Genomic DNA, 17364 nt, shown 5'->3' with positions numbered 1-17364 from the left:
TAGAGGTACTTCATGTTTGGGTTTAAGAAAAAGCAGGATCAAGAGTTGCTGAAAGAGGCCATTGTATTAGCCTTACGAGGCGTGTTTGATCCCGAAATTCCAGTCAATATTTATGATTTGGGTTTAATTTATAATATAAACATCAATGAAGACAGTCATGTCGACATCCAAATGACTTTAACTACGCCCGGATGCCCTGTTGCCCAGACATTCCCTGGGATTGTAGAGCAGGCCGTCAATCAAGTTGAAGGGGTAAGTGATTGCACAGTCGAATTAGTTTGGGAGCCACCTTGGACTCAGGACAGGATGACTGAAGCAGCTCGATTGGAGTTGGGGATATTTTATTAATGAATTTTGAGCAGTCTTGGAGACCGTCGGCAGAGATCGAAGTATTGAAACATCGATCGGCAATAATAACTAAAATACGCGATTTTTTTGTTCAGCGTCATTATTTAGAAGTAGAAACACCTATAATGGCTCGTTATGGGGTCACTGATGTTTATCTGAGTAATATACAAGCCTTTTTTAGGAAAGAAGCTTATCAATTACAAACATCTCCTGAATACCATATGAAGCGCCTACTTGCCGCAGGAAGTGGACCGATTTTTCAGCTTGCCCGAGTGTTCCGGGATGACGAATTAGGGCGTTGGCATAATCCAGAATTTACTCTTTTAGAATGGTATCAATTAGATATAGATCATCATGAGCTGATGGATGAGATGGATTTGTTTTTGCAGACTATTCTCAAATCGGAGCCTTTAATCCGAAAAACATACGAGCAAGCCTTCATCGAGTCATGCTCTATTGATCCTTTTACTGCTTCAATCGAGCAATTAAAAAGCGTACTCAAAAAATATGAGTTGGATAAGGTACTCCCCGCTGAGGAAATGGATATCGATCAGTACTTATTTCTATTAATGAGCCATGTGGTTGAGCCGTTTTTGGCGTATGAGGGTGCACCAGTAGCCGTTTATGATTTTCCTGAGTCACAAGCCGCTTTAGCACAAGTACATAAAGGTGTTGCACATCGTTTTGAAGTGTACTTTAAAGGCGTTGAACTAGCTAATGGTTTTCATGAGTTGACTGATGTTCAAGCTCAAGCCAATCGATTTGCCCGTGATCAAAAGTCAAGAATTGAAAAAGGGTTGTTAGAGGTTGATGCCGATCGTTACTTATTAGATGCTTTGGAATTTGGTATGCCTAGCTGTAGCGGGGTCGCATTGGGCATTGATAGGTTGTTAGCTTTAGCATTAAACAAAGACAGTATCAAAGACGTGATTTCTTTTGATTTTTCGAGAGCTTAAAGACAACTCACTTAAAGGAGAAGTGTTACCCATGTCTTTGTTCTATACTCGGAATTGTAATCCGGGGTTTAAACTCTTGATGCTTTGTTCTGGGTAGATCAATGACTGGGATAAAAGAAGGTCACTTCATGTTTATTATAAAACAAGTGCTGTACTCGTGAATTGGGTATCTCTTTGAGCTGGCGAATAATATTCATGTTGGTTTGGCCTTGAAGCTTAATGGTAAAAATGAGGCGTTTGGCTTTACCAGAATTTATCCATCGGGTAATCAAGCTATAAGCTCGATCAGGGTAACAAGCGATGTCGGATAAAACCCAATCATAGGGTTTAGATAGTTTTTCAGGTTCTAGAGCAAAAGCACTCTGTTGACGAAAACTGATATTAGGCAGCGCCATGATCTTAGGAGCCAACTCCGCTTTATCCACTGAAGTAACATGTGCTCCAAAAGATTGCATAACGTAAGTCCACCCACCTGGAGAGGCGCCTAAATCCAATACCGTTTCATCAGGTTTTGGGTATTGATTTAGAAGAAACAGCGCTTCCCATAACTTAAGATACGCTCGATTTGGGGGAGTGATTTTGTCCTCTGTAAAAAAACAATTCCCATCAGGCCATTGTTTCGATCGATGCGCACTATAGACTAGAGTATTTTGATCAAGGAGACTAAAAACTCCTAGTTTGGGGATCTCTTCTATGACTGGAAAAGCTCTTGTTAGAGAGGGGACTTTCCGCAATTGCTCCTCGATTAATTTTGAGCGCCTTATGTGTTTTATGGGGTGTAAATACCAGAACTTTCCGGCTTGTCGCAGTATTTTGACTGCTTGGGATATTGATTCAAAATGTACCATTTGCGGTTCAAGCCAGACATCTAAGGCAAAGCATAGGTCTTCCTTTTTAAGAGGGGAAAAGACTAAATCTTCAATAATTAATGAGCTTTCACTCATTTCTTCACATAGCTCTTTGAGGAACTCCGGTTTTCCTCGGTAAATTGTGGCTGTATGTTGGATTGAGAACATTAGACTAGGAAGTGAGCAAATGTGGGAATTATATACAATAGAAGAGATTAAAGCGAGGCGGATATTCTCTAAAATATCCACCCCCTAAGGTCACGGCTCGGTTAGGTCGACTCTGCACTTTGGTTTTGGGGAACGGTTGAGGTGTTTAGCACAGAGTTAATCGGTGCCGCTCCCCTGAGAGAGCCGATAGAGCTTAGTAAACTGTATTTTTTTCCAAACCACACGAAGAAAAACAAAGGCAGCCCAAGATAAGAAATGCACAACTCTTGCCAAGTTAAATTGTAATGGATATAAGCCACAATATTATAGGCTATGAGCATCAGAATGCACGAAATGAAAACTCCAATGGGAGCATAAGGAAAGCCTTTTGCAAGAAAAGGGAGTTTACGTAAATCATTACCATTCTTGATATACTGTTTGCGGAATTTGTAATGACTAACACTAATACCCATCCAAGCTATAAAACCAGCCAAACTACCAGCATTCACTAACCATAAATAAATTGTTTTGGGGCTAAACAACGAAGTAATAAAAACAAAGAATGAAATACTTACCGTTGCCAGTAAGGCCCAAATAGGAATGCCGCGCTTGGTAATGCTTGAAAATACACTTGGAACATGTTTTTCTTTTGCTAAAAACCAAAGCATGCGGCTGGATGCGTATAATCCTGAATTTGCTGTAGACAAGAGTGCTATCAAAATGATGGCATTCATAAATGAAGGAGCATAAGTGTGATTGATAAGGGCAAATGCTTTTGTAAACGGACTCATGCTGATGTTCTGATCCAAGTATTCCGCTGAGGTATAAGGGATTAAAAACGCAATAATCAACATGGTTAGAAAAAAGAAAATGAAGATTCTCCAAAATACCATTTTAATGACCCTTGGGATGGTAGTACCAGGATCTTTACTTTCACCCGCAGCAATACCTATCATTTCGGTCCCTTGGAATGAAAATCCAGCTAACATAAAGGCGCTAAATATTCCGAAACAACCATCGTGAAAGGGAGCATCACCTAGGCTCCAGTTCTTAAGGCCTACAGAATGGTGAGATGTAAGCCCGAATATCATTGCAAACCCTATGACTATAAACAGAATGATCACTGTTACTTTGATCAGAGACAGCCAATATTCGATTTCTCCAAACAATTTTGTAGAGAAGGCATTGAAGCCTAAAATCAAAATTAAAAAGCTTCCTGTCCATATCCAATGCGGGGAGTCAGGGAACCAAAACCGCATTAACACCGCCGATGCTGCTATTTCAGCAGCAATAGAGATAGCCCAGCTGTACCAATAGTTCCATCCCAATGCATACCCTAGTGAAGGGTCAACAAAATCAGCAGCATATTGATAGAAGGAGCCTGAGGTTGGCATGTAAGCAGCCATCTCACCAAGGCTATTCATTAAAAAATAAACTAAAACGCCCATGAGTAAGTATGCGACCAGGATTCCGCCTGGTCCTGCTTTAGCAAGAACACTACCACTCGCTAAAAAAATCCCTGTGCCAATTGATCCACCCAAGGTCATCATTGTTAGCAGCCGTGCATCTAAATTTTTGTGTAGCTCAGGAGAGCTTTGAGCTTGGCTCATTATACAGTCCTTCGTGGTTCCGTGTTCCATGGTGTCTATTGGTATTATGATTTCCCTAAATAGTCAAGATGCATTTTATTAAGACTGTTTTAGTTCTTTCGTTTGTATTGAGCACTCACCATCGCTTTTACCAAAGGCTTTTTACGGTTCATCAAATAATAGAGTAAAACAGCCGTTAAATAGGGGAAGCCGAAAATAAATAAAACATGCTTTAAAGAGCTTGCTAAATAAATATCAGACAGAATTCCTACGAACAGAAAGAATTGAATGGTTTTGTTTTTTATAAAGTCAGGTACAAAGAGTTGAAACATGATCGATCCGTCAATGATTAATAGATATCCAGTGCATTTGTTAGTCATTAATTACAGGCCCACTTATGCTCAGCGATAATGGAGTAAACTTCGTTATCTCCAATGACGATGTGATCCAACAAACGGGCATCAATAAGCTCCAGCGCTTGTTTTATACGCGCTGTAACTTCAATATCTTGCTGACTGGCATCAGAAACGCCTGATGGGTGATTGTGTGCCAAAATTAGAGCTGCTGCATTCAGTTGAAGAACTCGTTCAACAATGGGTCTTGAGTGCACACTTGCTGAGTTGATTGTTCCTGAAAACAATTCTTCATAGGCAATGACTCGATGCTGGTTATCAAGATACAAGGCAGCAAAAGTCTCGTGTTTGTTATCTCGGAGCCTCCTTTTCAAAAAAGAATAGGTTTGCCTACTGTTGTTAATTGCAGAATCCCTTTTTAATTGGATGAAGTCACTCCTACGACACATTTCTTTAACGGCCTGTAGTTGGGTATAGCGAACGATACCTAAGCCAGGAATTAATTGAAATTGATTCAAGTCAGAATTTAGGAGTGCTCGTAAGTCGCTGTACTGATTCATTAAATCATTGGCTAACTCTAGGCATGTTCTTTGTTTATTTCCGGAGCTGATGAACACAGCTAATAATTCGCTATCCGAGAGGCTTGCAACTCCATGAATGAGTAATTTTTCACGCAAGTCTAACTGGCGCGTTGATTGGACAACCGTCATTTTGTATTCCTTTTATATTCCTTTATTGCGAAGTTTGTGCTTTGATCTTGGGTATTCTTATCAAAAATGGTCGGTCATGCAAGATTTTGTGAATAAAAAAATTCTTCTGGGAGTTTGTGGAGGAGTCGCTGCGTACAAATCTGTTTATTTGCTTAGAGAATTAACTGCTTTGGGAGCAGAGGTTAGAGTAGTGATGACTCAATCCGCTCAGGAGTTTATTACACCTTTGATGATGCAAGCGATATCGGGTAATGAAGTTCGAACGGATTTGTTTGATACTCAAGCTGAGCGTGCTATGGGACATATTGAATTGGCTCGCTGGGCTGATTATTTGTTAATTGCACCAGCAACTGCCAATTGCCTTGCTAAAATGGCACAGGGAATAGCAGATGATTTGCTATCTACCCTATACCTTGTTGCTGAAGTACCTGTCATTGTATGTCCTGCTATGAATCGAAGCATGTGGGCACATCCTGCAACGCGAGCTAATTGTGAGTTATTGCAAGAGAGGGGAGTTATCTTTGTGGGTCCTGAAGAGGGAGCTCAAGCTTGTGGTGAGCATGGTCTTGGTCGGGTCAGCGAATCGCAACAAATCATTAATACCCTTCGACTTTTAGATGTGAATCAATTACTGACTGGCAAAAAAGTAGTTATTACCGCGGGGCCTACTCGAGAGGCCATTGATCCTGTTCGTTATTTAAGTAATTACAGCTCGGGGAAAATGGGATTTGCGATGGCAGAAGCCTGTGCGATGGCGGGTGCTCAAGTGACCTTAATCAGTGGTCCATGTGATTTAGAGACTTTTTCCCAAATAGAGCTTATCCGAGTAGAGTCAGCTCAATCCATGTATGAAGAAGTCAAGAAACACGTTTGTAAAGGAGATATTTTTATTGCTGCAGCAGCAGTTGCTGATTATCGAGCACATTCACCATCTCCGGAAAAAATGAAGAAAAAGGAGCGAAACGAGTTAACCATTGATTTGGTTAAAAACAGGGATATTCTCGCGAGTGTTTCAGAACAAGGAAAAGCATCATTTGTTGTGGGGTTTGCGGCAGAAACCAATGATGTGATCACTTATGCAAAAGACAAACTGCAGGCAAAGAAATTAGACATGATAGTTGCCAATAAGGTGGGTAAAGGTTTGGGATTTGAGAGAGACGAAAACCAAGTAACGGTAATAACAAAAAACAAACAAATCGAGTTGCCTTTAACCCAAAAAACAAGACTAGCAGGGCAAATTATTGCAATCATCGCCTCAACTCTGCAAAATGGAGCTCTTTAAAATCAATGGGAATGATTATGCAGCAAGTGATTCAATTAAAAATCCTGGATTCTCGAGTAGGTGATACGATTCCTTTGCCTACTTATGCAACTGATGGGGCTGCTGGGCTGGATTTGCGAGTATGCGTGTCCGATGCGATTCAAATAGCTCCACAAGAAACGGTTTTATTGCCAACGGGCATTTCAATCTATATTGCAGATCCTCAATTAGCTGCTGTAATTCTGCCTCGTTCAGGATTAGGACATAAACATGGTATTGTCTTGGGAAATTTAGTTGGATTAATTGACTCAGACTACCAAGGGGAGTTGAAGATTTCTTGTTGGAATCGTGGGCACGATGTATTCACCGTTAACCCAGGTGAGCGAATCGCTCAATTGGTTTTTGTTCCCGTCGTCCAGGCGGCGTTTGAAGTAGTGCAAGAGTTTCAGCAAAGCGAAAGAGGCGAGGGTGGCTTCGGAAGCTCTGGGAGACAATAAAATGACCTATCAGCAAACAACTGTTTCACCCTCAGTTTTTAGAGCTTACGACATTCGCGGTGTTGTTAGTAAGGAATTGAATGAAGATGCTTATTTTAGCATTGGACTGGCAGTGGCTTGCTTTTTAAGACAATTAAATCGACAACAAATCTTTCTAGCCCGTGATGGGCGTTTGACCAGTCCTGCCTTAGCTACAGCGCTAAAAGCAGGCCTTGTAGAGAGTGGTATTGAAGTGTTTGATTTAGGGGCTGTAGCAACCCCTGTGATGTACTACGCAACAAGCACGCAAGGTATTGATTCCGGTTTAATGGTTACTGGAAGCCATAATCCTGCAGATTACAACGGCATTAAAATGGTCTTGGCGGGTAAAACCCTAACCCAAAACGAAATTGATATCCTTTATCGCTTCCATAAGAGTGGTGAACGAATAACTGGCTCAGGATCAGACATCAGTAAAAACGTGATACCGGAATACATGAATCGAATCGAAAGCGATATCAAACTGAAGCGGCCATTTAAAGTGGTGGTTGATTGCGGGAATGGTATTGCTGGTACAGTAATTCCCGAGGTAATTGCACATTTAGGATGTGAGGTCATTCCATTGTATTGTGATGTAGATGGTCGCTTCCCTAACCATCACCCTGATCCCTCAATTGAGACTAATTTAACCGATTTAAAAGCGGCGGTAGCCACTCACAAAGCGGATATAGGTTTAGGTTTCGATGGTGATGCAGATAGGTTAGGCCTTATCACCGATAAAGGTGAAATGATCTGGCCGGATAGGCTTATGATGTTCTATTCGCGCAATCTATTAAGGCAAAATCCTGGGGCCACCATCGTCTTTGATGTGAAATGTTCAAGTCATTTAGAGCAAGAAATTGTAGCTTCTGGTGGGGTTGCAAAAATGTGCCCAACTGGTCATTCCATAGTTAAATCGGTCATGAAACAGGAAAAAGCTATTTTAGCTGGTGAAATGAGTGGACACTTATTTTTCAAAGATCGTTGGTATGGTTTTGATGATGCCCTATACAGCGCTTGTCGTTTACTTGAGCTTTTAAGCGAATCCGATTTAAGCGTCAGTGAACAATTTAAATTAATTCCCAATAGCATCAATACCCCTGAAATTAAAATTGCTATTGAAGACGATAGTAAGTTTGAATTTATTAAACAGTTTAGTCAACTAGCGCGATTTACAGACGCTAAAATCATAACAATTGATGGGTTAAGAGTGGAGTTTGCCAATGGATGGGGGTTATTGCGTGCTTCAAATACTACTCCTTGCCTAGTTGCCCGTTTTGAAGCTACGGATAACGATAATTTGGAGAAAATTAAGTCTATATTTAAGCAACAAATTCAACTAATCAATGCTGAGTTAGACGTTCCTTTTTAATGAGCAATAAAATGGTGCTTATTTTAATCATATAGTTAATGTTACTGCGGTTTTGGTGCTGTTTTGATCAATTAGTCCGTATTTTGCTATGCTCTAGCTGTAATTGAAGCAAAGATAATCGTAAAAAAACCATTTAGAAAAAATTTCAACCAAATAATCCTTTTGGGGTTCAATGACTTTGAAAAATAGTGAGCAAAAACCAACAGATGAGTCTAATCCTGTTTCTATGGACAGCTTATTTTGATACCCAAAAATAAAAAAGAATGAAGCCTTTTAATTTAGTTTTCAATAATCTGATCTGGTTTTCAAAAATGTGTAAAATGTAAGCGCAGTTTTCAATTTATTTTCTATACTTTAATATAGAGAATAAGGTGCATTTTCATGACTAAATCAGGTGAATCAATTGATGCATCCATAAAACTGTCTGAACAAATTGCCAATGCTCGTGATAAATTGCTCAAGCGTTTCCAATCTCAAATGCAGACAACTTACGATGGCGAATTGACCCCCTTTGATTCCTATGATGAAGGTGAGCCTTTTATAGGTTTTGGAAGTAGCCCACCCCAGATTGCTGCCGTTAAAAAGATTATTAATTCCTTGTATCATGCTGAACAAGCAGTAAAACAATGGGAGGAGTGGGATACTTCCACTTCCATACATAATGCCTTATCAATAGAACAAGGAGCGAAAAGAGTAGCTCGTGTTTATAAAGGGGTAACTCATGTTTATAATAGTTTGGCATTTTTAAATGATGCAACTCCTGAAATACAAGCGCTTGTTTCAAGAAACTATGCTTTACTCGAACCCGTATTTGCTAATGTGTATGCTCTCATCAAAGAAAATGGTTGGGAATCCCAATTCAGCAGTATGGATGTAGTTAGTTCTGCTAACACCGTGATAAGTCAAGGAGCTAGATATTTAAGTAAAGAAGAAGGGACTGATCCAGTAATCTCCTTTTTTACAAACCTCAATGACTTACTAACTCAAGTGGTGCAGTATCAAAAAGCCAGTTCGGATAAAGAGGAGCAACGAGCTCAGCTCAATAAGTTAATGGCTCAATTAGAATCTAACCCTCTAACAAAAGGGGTGTCTTTGCAATCGCTCCAGGAGTCGCAATCGGTTGACTCACTATTGTCTTGGTTAAAAACATTGAGAGAATCTGATTTTGAGTTGAATGAAAGTGCGATTAACAAGTATGTTTCCTGGGCAAATCAATCCTTATCTGGATTGATTGTATTTACAGACAAGTTGGAGCGTTCAAATTACTTACAAGCTGGAATCTTGTCCGATCCATTGTGCCAAGGTATAGATCGCTTTTCAGTTGAAGTAAACCATCATCTCGAATCGTCGCAGCTTGAAAGTCTTGATAAGGTTGAAATGACAAGCAGCTTTGTTAGCGTGCGCGAACAAAGCATTCATCAGGAGCAGCAAGTCCATGTCCAAAACTATAATCAATTAATGGGCAACCAAGAGGCTGCTAGAGACTTTTTTAATCTTCTTGAAAACTATAAAGGTAGAAGTCTAGAAGATATCCCCGAGCACGCTCGAGAAACGCTTCGAAATCTTTACCCAAAAGTACAAGAAGCAATTGCTCACGTTAATTTGGAGCTGGATACTCGCTTAGTAGAAGTGTTGAATCAAACTGGCCCAGATCAACTGCCCTATCAAGGTTATGTCAGCTATTTTTCGAGTTTTATAGTAAGTGCGGAAGTTGATACAATCATTGGCAAAAGAGAGGAAGTGAGCCACTTTCTGTCTCAGCAACTTCTGTCTGAAGACTACAAATTGTATGTTGCAGAGGTTGCTTGTGCCAAACTGGATGGAAATGAACAGAACTTAAGCATATTTGAACGCGTTTCTCAACGTAAAATTGAGGTTGGGAACGAACTCGTTTCTTCATCTGATTCTGATGAAATCCCTAGAGAACTAGTGGCTTATAAAGCATCAAATTTGAAAAACTTACGGGGTAATTTTGCTTATTTGCAGGAGCTTGGCTTATCAAAGACTGTTCACGCGCTTCTTGTTAATGCTTCAACTTTAATCCGAAAAAACTTAAACGAACAGGAGCAATCTTATTTTACATCATTGCCTCATCCAATCAAACCAGACGATCCAGATTATATTCAACAACTTAAATCAATTGAAAATGCCTTGTGTAATCTGGAATTCGCATTAGTTGCCTTCGAAGGATTAGAGCGAAATCAATCCTACTGGCAAACAACCCGCTCCTTAATTACTCTCGCGCAAGCAGCCTTACAAGTCAAAAGCAGCATAGCCGTTCTATCCCCTACTGTCCGAAAAACCTTAGCGCCTATTTTGAGTAATATTAGCAACGTTGGAGCGACGCTATCAGCAATGAATGGCAGGGAAAATAATACTACAGAGTTGAGTTCTTTGAAGGATCAACCGATAGAAATCGTTGAGGAAGCATCTATAACTCCAGAACAGATAGATAAATTACATAGTAATCGCAAAAATGCCTACATTAATCTGTTAGAGGTTGAACATCATCAGAATTCAGCTAAACAATTTTTTGAAACATTAAGTCGTTATGCAGAGAGGAGTTTTGCAGAAATTACGCCTGAAGACGCAGCCATTTTAAGAGCTAATTTTTCACGAATTCAATCAGAATGGAACTTTGTCAACCTGGATATGGCGAATGAATTGGTTCATGTACTAAACCGATTAGAACAACAAGATAGCGATCTCCCTATAGTTAGTACATTGCAACCATCGGCAGTGTTGGCTGAGCAAACTCAATTAGATAGGTATATTCTAAAACAGCATAAATTAGCTGAAATCAATTTTAGCGTAACCAATCAAGAACTAGAAAAGGGAGGCATTGCAGCAGCTCATCTACTTACTAAAGAATACATGGAAAACGAGCAAAGCCTTTTAAAAATTGGTTTTGAAGAACAAATAATTAATAGAAAACAAATTGGACCAGGCGAGTTGACTCCTGCGTTTAATTTAGCTGGAGACATCGCGACAGCACGTCAAAACGTTTTAAATTTATTAAAATCTAATTTATCACCAGCAATAACAAACCAACTAGTCCCCAATCCCAACCCCAAAGAAGTCCCATTTATAATCAATGTAGACAATGACCCTCCACAATTGCAAGCGATAAAGCGCTTTATCAACTCCATGCATCATGCTGAAATCGCAGCTAGAAAATGGAATCAAATTCAGTACAATCCCAACTCATTCATAGATCAAGCCATAATGGTTAAACAAGGACTACACGTTGTCTCCGAAATGAGCATTGCTATTCGCGAATTGAGTGAAATTGGACCTGAAATTAACGATTTATTAAAAAACAACTATGACCTAATCGCGCCAATGATGGAAGGTGCATCGAAGTTGATCACTGAAAACAAATGGATGAAATTTGCCCATGGCAATGATAGAAGCAAAATAGAGGCATTTGCAAGTATTCTAGGTCAAGGCGTGAATGCCTTAAATCCTGGGTTATTAAGCTCTTCTACTAGTCAAACATTAGTGGAATTTCTTACTAGCGTACCACGGTATATAAATACTATGAGCACCATGCTTGATAAAAGTGCTGCCAGTGATACTCCTCTCGTTTTTTCACCAGATAAACTGAAGGGAATGACTGCTTTTTTTGATTTGTATTTAGAGAATAAACAATCCTTAAATAACTATTTACATGCTGGCAATGGAATGATTGGTTTCGTTCAGTTATATACCATGTTCTCACAAGAACGAGATACGTTTTATAGGACAGGAGCAATCAGATATCAGTCTTTTTTAAAAGATAACTACGCGAATGTGCTGGCTTTTTTAGAGGAAGTAGAGGTCAAAAACTATCTAAAACCAGGGACATTAACCACCCCATTTCAGCAACAAATTGAAGAATTGACCCAAACGATGAATACCTATTTCGGGTCTAAAGAAAAAGAAATTGAAGAACCTACCTTTAAAATACCTGAGGACATTCCAAGCCAACGTTTAGGGCATCTGAGGGATATGCGATACAGCTATTGGGAAAAGCTGGGCCATTTATCTATCGGGAAAACGGAGGCTACTTGTTTTTTTGAAGTACTTTCCCATCATAAGGGTAAAGTTCTCTCTGACTTATCAAAAGAGGAATTAAAAACTCTGCGGGAGCAATTATTTCGTTTTCAGGATTCCTTGGCGGCAGTAGATGCTCAGGTTACCAATCATTTAATCACACAACTGAATCAATTAGAAAATTCAGAGGCGGTTATACCGGATAATCCCTTAGCCATTGATCGTTTATTGGGCTTAAAGGAGTCACTAAATTCGCACTTTACCCATGAGAGGGCGTCTACAGAGTTCAAAGTTAAAGTAATCAACGTTGCAATTCAGAGCTTAGGGAGTATTTCAGAAGATGCTTTAAATGTTGAAAAGATGCAACATGAACAATGGCAAATAAATTACAAAATACAGCTTCGACATGCACCTGGTCCTGGTGAGCTAACACCAACTCCCGCTTCTCCAGTCCCTAGCTTAAGCAACTATTTGTCGTCCCTACAGGAGGTTAAGTTATCTGAGCGACTGCATCAGCTAGCTGATCAGTTTAGGAGTGCAGTCAAGGCATCAATGTCTGATAAAGTGATTGAACAATTGGGATCTCCCAAAAAACAAGGCCTATATGATGTTCAACCCGATTCCCCTACCATCGTTAAAGAAATTCAGTTAGTGGAAAACGCTTTTGTGCGAATGGAGCAATCATTACTCTCCTTAGAGTCCATGAAGAAAGATGGCAATCTATTTGCCCAAGCAACCGTATTAGTCGCACTTGCTCAAGATGCTAGGGAACTTTCCAATCAATTCAATCAAATCGGGCCTGAGCTTCAACAACAATATGCTGCTATAGGCTCTAAAGTGCAGGCCATGTGCAGCTATGTCGGTTCGCTCAAAAGTCAAATCGACTCACAAGTACCTTTTAAGGAACCTGAAACACCCTCTCAAAAACCACCAGGAGAACAACAAGGAAAAAAATCATCTGGATTTTATCAATTGTCATCAGAGTATATGAAAACAGTATCAAGTAAGATTGATCAATACGTAGCTTATTTAGATCTTACCTATACCCATCTGGAGGGAAATTCTCTTTCGTCACCAGAAGAGGCGGTATTGCCCACGCAGGACATAAATGAAGTATTGGAGCTTAAGGATATAGTACAGCAATTATCTGAAATGTTAGTAAAACTAAAAATGAAAGGCGCTGAGAGTAATGCAAAGCTAATCAATCAATTAATTGAATTTAAAAAAAGGGCTTACGGAGAAGCACTTTATAACCTCTCCAAACTGGAAGATGAATTGTATTTAAAGCCCGGCACGCTTCTTGACCAGGGCGTTGAAGGAATAAATGACCTATTTAAAGGAGTCGCCTTAGAACTAGATAATTTACCATTCGAACTTAAACTGGAGTTAGCTGATGAAAGTAATTACTTAACCTTGGTTAAAGAAAGGACTGAGCAAGAGATAGGAGCAATTAAAAAAAATTTAGAACAATCACCGGAGGACAAAAATCTTTTGTTACAGTTAGATTTAAAAAAAGACAAAATCGACTATTTAGATGGCAAACTGAAGAATGCTCCTAAAGGAGATATTAGAAAATCAGAACTATTGGATGCCCAGTTTAATGTATTAATTAAAAGAGCGGTCTCCGAATATCAATTCAACACGCCGGAGATTAAGATAGAATATGAAAGGGCTTTTAAAGTTTTTTATCAAGCAAATAAAAACGAATTATTAGCTAAGGATGCAAAGCATATCGATCAAGCATTAGGACAAATGATTGAGCAATTTAAGCAAGAAAATAATGCAAATTATTTCTTAGTTGATAAAACCATAAAAAAACTCATGGCCTTTCAAAGACTCTTGCCTGGGGAAGAGAAGCAAAACAAAGATATAAAAAATTATATCAATAAACAACTTTTATTCTTAATAGGAACCAATGAGGATGGTCAATTGGGCATTTCTTCGATTACAGACCGTGTTCAGTTTATTAAAGAGCTGCCTAAGAACTCAGAGTTTAAGGAAAATATATATTCTGTAAATACAGGCTCTAATTTTTTTAATGAAATAAATGTACTCCTCAAAACGTTCAAATTTATCGTTGAAAAAGGAGTAAAATCATTTTCTGAAATAAGTACTATTTATCATGAGAATAAAATTAAAGAGATTGTTCACTCGTTGATAAAGAATGATCCTGAGCAGAATAATGAGAGTCAAGAACAGCATAATATTGATCGGACGAAATCCTTAAGAGAAGAAATGGCTAGTCACAGACCTTTACCATCGCAAAGTGATCTAGAAGCACCTAAATCCATAGCCACCAAGGGAAATTAATAAAGCGCAGACAGGAATTACGATGGTTTAGATGATGAAATAGTATCTACAACTGAGGTATGATGAAGAGCCGCACTTGGTTTATCACCAGAAGCACCGTTTGTCCGCGATGCTTGAAGCAAAAGAATACATGGAAAGTCTTTTGTCTTCAAAACAAGTTGAACCCAATGAGTTCTTAGGCAAAGCTATAAAATATAGGTTGAAGCATTGGGAAAAACTCACCCGGTTTTTACAAATTCCCGGTGCGCCCATCCACAGCATTTGCTGACAAAAGGCTTTTAAGCCATCAATGCCTTTTCTAAAGTCAACCGGTTCAACCGCCAATAATATCCGATGTTGTGGGGTTATCTGAAGCATCGTTATCTCATAAAATCGCTAATCAGCTGAGATACTAGGCTGACTGGCATCGTATTTACTTTGAAGATACTTCCATACGGTCGGTATTGTAGGTCGGCACGTTCAAGAGCTTTTGAAGGATGAAGACCTTTCTTCTGAGTTGGGGGCTAAGACAACTCTTCAAATGAAGTGGGGCTATATCGAATTTATTTTTTTAGAACATATAGCATGATTGACATAGCTTGATTATTTTGGATGCGCCCTGGTATTGATTCATTTTGGATTAACCGCATTGAATATGTATTAGCCATTTCTTGAATATACTCTTTAGAATGGCTAAAGCGAGCACTGGGTTCTAATTTCCAGGAAAATGTAGGGCTGATCTCTGTTGTAAAAATGAAATAGCCTTCTTTATCAAGATGTGCGCCAATCTGTTTAAATACTTCATTTAAATCCCCAAAATAGGGTAGTACATCAGCAGCTACCATTAGGTTATACGTTTGTTTGTCTTCTTTTAAAAATTCAATCAATTCAGAGCATTGCAGTCGATCATATAGATGCTTTTCCTTTGCTCGCTCTATCATTTTTTCTGCAATATCTACACCTGTGAGATGTTTGCTAACCTCTCGTAAAACGACACCACTTAAGCCAGTGCCGCATCCAATATCCAAGGCCTTTCCAATTTGTAATAAATGGAGTTCATGTATTTTGCGTGCAATATGCTGGGGAATCGAATATTTTAAGGTTCCTTGCATGTGTTGATCATAGTACAAGGCATAATTATTAAATAAATTATGGGCATACTCCTCTGATGTATCCGCTTGTGTTTCTCCTTTTATGGCATTTAGCATGTGCAAGCTTATTTTATCATTTGGGTTAACGGATAAAGCACGTTCCAGGTATTCCTTTGCAGTTTCGCGCATTTCCATTTTTAAATAGACAGCGGCTAGATTATTTAGAGATGGGCCATGATTTGGTTGTTGCTCAATAATTTGATCAAAAAATAGGGTGGCTTCATTCAGATGGCCTAAAGCCATTTGTGCTACTCCAGAATTGTATAAATACTCAATATTTTGAGGGTCTTTTTGTAGAAGCACATCATAATGCATTAAGGCATTTTCGAAGCGATCATGATGCATAAAGGTTGCCGCGAGATTATTTCGAGCATCAATGTCATCATTGTCTAAAGCCAAGGCTTTAGTGAAAAAGTGCACAGCTAATTGGTTTTGTTCTCTCTTTAAAGCGATTACTCCGAGGTTAATTAACGCTTGAGTGTGTTCGCTATCAGCCTCTAAGACAAGCTGAAAAGCTTTTTCAGCTTCATCGATTAAGTTGTCTTCTAACAACAATATACCTAGGTAAAACCGTGCTTCAAGGTGCTTAGAGTTTAGAGATAAGACGTTATTAAATTGAGTTTTAGCTGCACTTAATTGATTATTCTTAATGAGAAGTAAACCTAAATTGAAATGAGCTGAGCTAAAGTCAGGCTCTGTATTTACAGCTATAACATAGTGTTCTAATGCATTTTGATATTCATTCCGTAGGGAGTAAATTGTGGCTAAATTGTTATGGGCTTGAGCATACCCTGGTTTTAATTCGATGGCTTTTTTATAACATTGAACGGCCTCGTCCAGTTGTCCTATTTTCTTATAAGCATTCGCCAAATTATTTAATAGACTTGGATTGGAGTTATCTATCTCCATAGCTTGTCTTAAATAAAGGATGGCATTGTCCATATCGCCTAATTGCGCATGAGTCAAACCCAAGAAATGAAGGCTTTCTGCGTGTTTTGGAGATAGATTTAGAATTTGCTCGTACAGGCTAATGGCCTGCGGCAACTGCCCTTCGTATTGGAGTTTATAAGCTTCATCAAATAAAGCAGAAATAGTCTTACTCATATCAGTCTTGAAGAAAAAGGCGTAATTGGCTTAAGGCTTTTGCGCGATGACTTATCTTATTTTTAATTGTAGCAGGTAGTTCAGCAACAGTGCATTGATATTCTGACACATAAAAAATGGGATCGTAACCAAAGCCATTTTGTCCACTTGGGGATTGAGCGATCTGACCTTGAAATTGACCTGTAGCAATTATAGGCGTTGGATCTTTTGCATGCATAACCAGGGCTATTGCACAGTAAAAATACGCTTTTCGTTGATTTTGTGAAATAGGATCAAGCTTTTGCAAAAGCAAATCTATATTTCTCTTATCGTTCGCATTGTCTCCTGAATATCGTGCTGAATAGATTCCAGGCTCACCATTTAAAACCGGGACTACTAGCCCTGAATCGTCTGCTAATGCGGGTTTGCCACTGATTAAACTGACATGTCGAGCTTTTAAAATGGCATTTTCAACGAAGCTTAAACCTGTTTCTTCTGGGCTTTGAATGTTTAGTGAAGCTTGAGAGATGCAGGAAATTGGTGACAGTAAGTCTTGCAATTCTTTAATTTTACCGGGGTTGCTTGTGGCCAATATGATTTCTTTCATTGTTGTATGACATGAAAATAGTTTGAGACAGTCATTATGCAATAGGGTCTGCAGACATTCTACTGTCTTGGCAGAAAAGTTTTGAATATCCTGATCGTTG

Annotated in this window: 13 protein-coding genes; 7 read left to right on the top strand and 6 right to left on the bottom strand. The window is 39.1% G+C overall.

The features are described from left to right. The first annotated feature begins 12 nt into the window (after positions 1-12). On the top strand, positions 13-348 hold the full coding sequence (locus Lwal_RS07115) for an SUF system Fe-S cluster assembly protein (protein ID WP_058480129.1): 336 nt from the start codon (positions 13-15) through the stop codon (positions 346-348). Further along, the gene (gene epmA, locus Lwal_RS07110) at positions 348-1304 is read left to right on the top strand and encodes an elongation factor P--(R)-beta-lysine ligase (protein ID WP_058480128.1); all 957 of its coding nucleotides are present in this window, start codon (positions 348-350) and stop codon (positions 1302-1304) included. The genes Lwal_RS07115 and epmA overlap by 1 nt, the downstream gene beginning before the upstream one ends. A gap of 98 nt (positions 1305-1402) precedes the next feature. On the opposite strand, the gene Lwal_RS07105 is transcribed toward epmA, so the two are convergent. The 4 genes from Lwal_RS07105 to radC form a co-directional block, all read right to left on the bottom strand. After that, a complete protein-coding gene (locus Lwal_RS07105) occupies positions 1403-2320 on the bottom strand; it encodes an SAM-dependent methyltransferase (RefSeq protein ID WP_058480127.1) in 918 nt (305 codons plus the stop codon). A gap of 101 nt (positions 2321-2421) precedes the next feature. Then, the gene (locus tag Lwal_RS07100; RefSeq protein WP_058480126.1) at positions 2422-3909 is read right to left on the bottom strand and encodes an amino acid permease; all 1488 of its coding nucleotides are present in this window, start codon (positions 3907-3909) and stop codon (positions 2422-2424) included. Positions 3910-3998: 89 nt separating this feature from the next. Continuing rightward, a complete protein-coding gene (locus tag Lwal_RS07095; RefSeq protein ID WP_058480219.1) occupies positions 3999-4220 on the bottom strand; it encodes a hypothetical protein in 222 nt (73 codons plus the stop codon). Between the two features lie 47 nt (positions 4221-4267). Next, positions 4268-4951 carry a RadC family protein gene (gene radC, locus Lwal_RS07090; RefSeq protein WP_058480125.1) on the bottom strand — a complete coding sequence of 228 codons (684 nt, stop codon included), beginning with the start codon at positions 4949-4951 and terminating at the stop codon, positions 4268-4270. A 76-nt stretch (positions 4952-5027) separates the two neighbouring features. On the opposite strand from radC, the gene coaBC reads away from it, so the two are divergent. The 5 genes from coaBC (at position 5028) to Lwal_RS17330 (ending at position 14712) form a co-directional block, all read left to right on the top strand. Continuing rightward, positions 5028-6233, top strand: coding sequence for a bifunctional phosphopantothenoylcysteine decarboxylase/phosphopantothenate--cysteine ligase CoaBC (coaBC, locus tag Lwal_RS07085; protein WP_058480218.1), 1206 nt, complete (start codon positions 5028-5030; stop codon positions 6231-6233). Between the two features lie 17 nt (positions 6234-6250). Continuing rightward, the gene (dut, locus tag Lwal_RS07080) at positions 6251-6709 is read left to right on the top strand and encodes a dUTP diphosphatase (protein WP_058480217.1); all 459 of its coding nucleotides are present in this window, start codon (positions 6251-6253) and stop codon (positions 6707-6709) included. Position 6710: 1 nt separating this feature from the next. Continuing rightward, positions 6711-8099, top strand: a complete 1389-nt coding sequence (locus Lwal_RS07075) for a phosphomannomutase/phosphoglucomutase (RefSeq protein ID WP_058480124.1) — start codon at positions 6711-6713, stop codon at positions 8097-8099. A gap of 381 nt (positions 8100-8480) precedes the next feature. Further along, positions 8481-14444, top strand: a complete 5964-nt coding sequence (locus Lwal_RS07070) for a hypothetical protein (protein ID WP_058480123.1) — start codon at positions 8481-8483, stop codon at positions 14442-14444. A 76-nt stretch (positions 14445-14520) separates the two neighbouring features. Then, positions 14521-14712, top strand: a complete 192-nt coding sequence (locus Lwal_RS17330; RefSeq protein ID WP_274519328.1) for an IS66 family transposase — start codon at positions 14521-14523, stop codon at positions 14710-14712. 274 nt (positions 14713-14986) lie between these two features. Here the strand turns inward: Lwal_RS17330 and Lwal_RS07060 are convergent, their stop codons facing one another. Together Lwal_RS07060 and rdgB are read right to left on the bottom strand one after the other, a co-directional pair. Next, positions 14987-16678, bottom strand: a complete 1692-nt coding sequence (locus Lwal_RS07060) for a tetratricopeptide repeat protein (protein WP_058480121.1) — start codon at positions 16676-16678, stop codon at positions 14987-14989. A gap of 1 nt (position 16679) precedes the next feature. Next, positions 16680-17264: an RdgB/HAM1 family non-canonical purine NTP pyrophosphatase gene (gene rdgB, locus Lwal_RS07055; RefSeq protein ID WP_058480216.1), complete on the bottom strand. Its 585-nt coding sequence runs from the start codon at positions 17262-17264 to the stop codon at positions 16680-16682. Between the last annotated feature and the right edge of the window lie 100 nt (positions 17265-17364).

The sequence above is a fragment of the Legionella waltersii genome, from assembly GCF_001468085.1.
Lineage (GTDB): Bacteria > Pseudomonadota > Gammaproteobacteria > Legionellales > Legionellaceae > Legionella > Legionella waltersii.
Note: the sequence above shows the minus strand (reverse complement) of the source record. Positions and strands in the feature narration are given on the sequence as shown.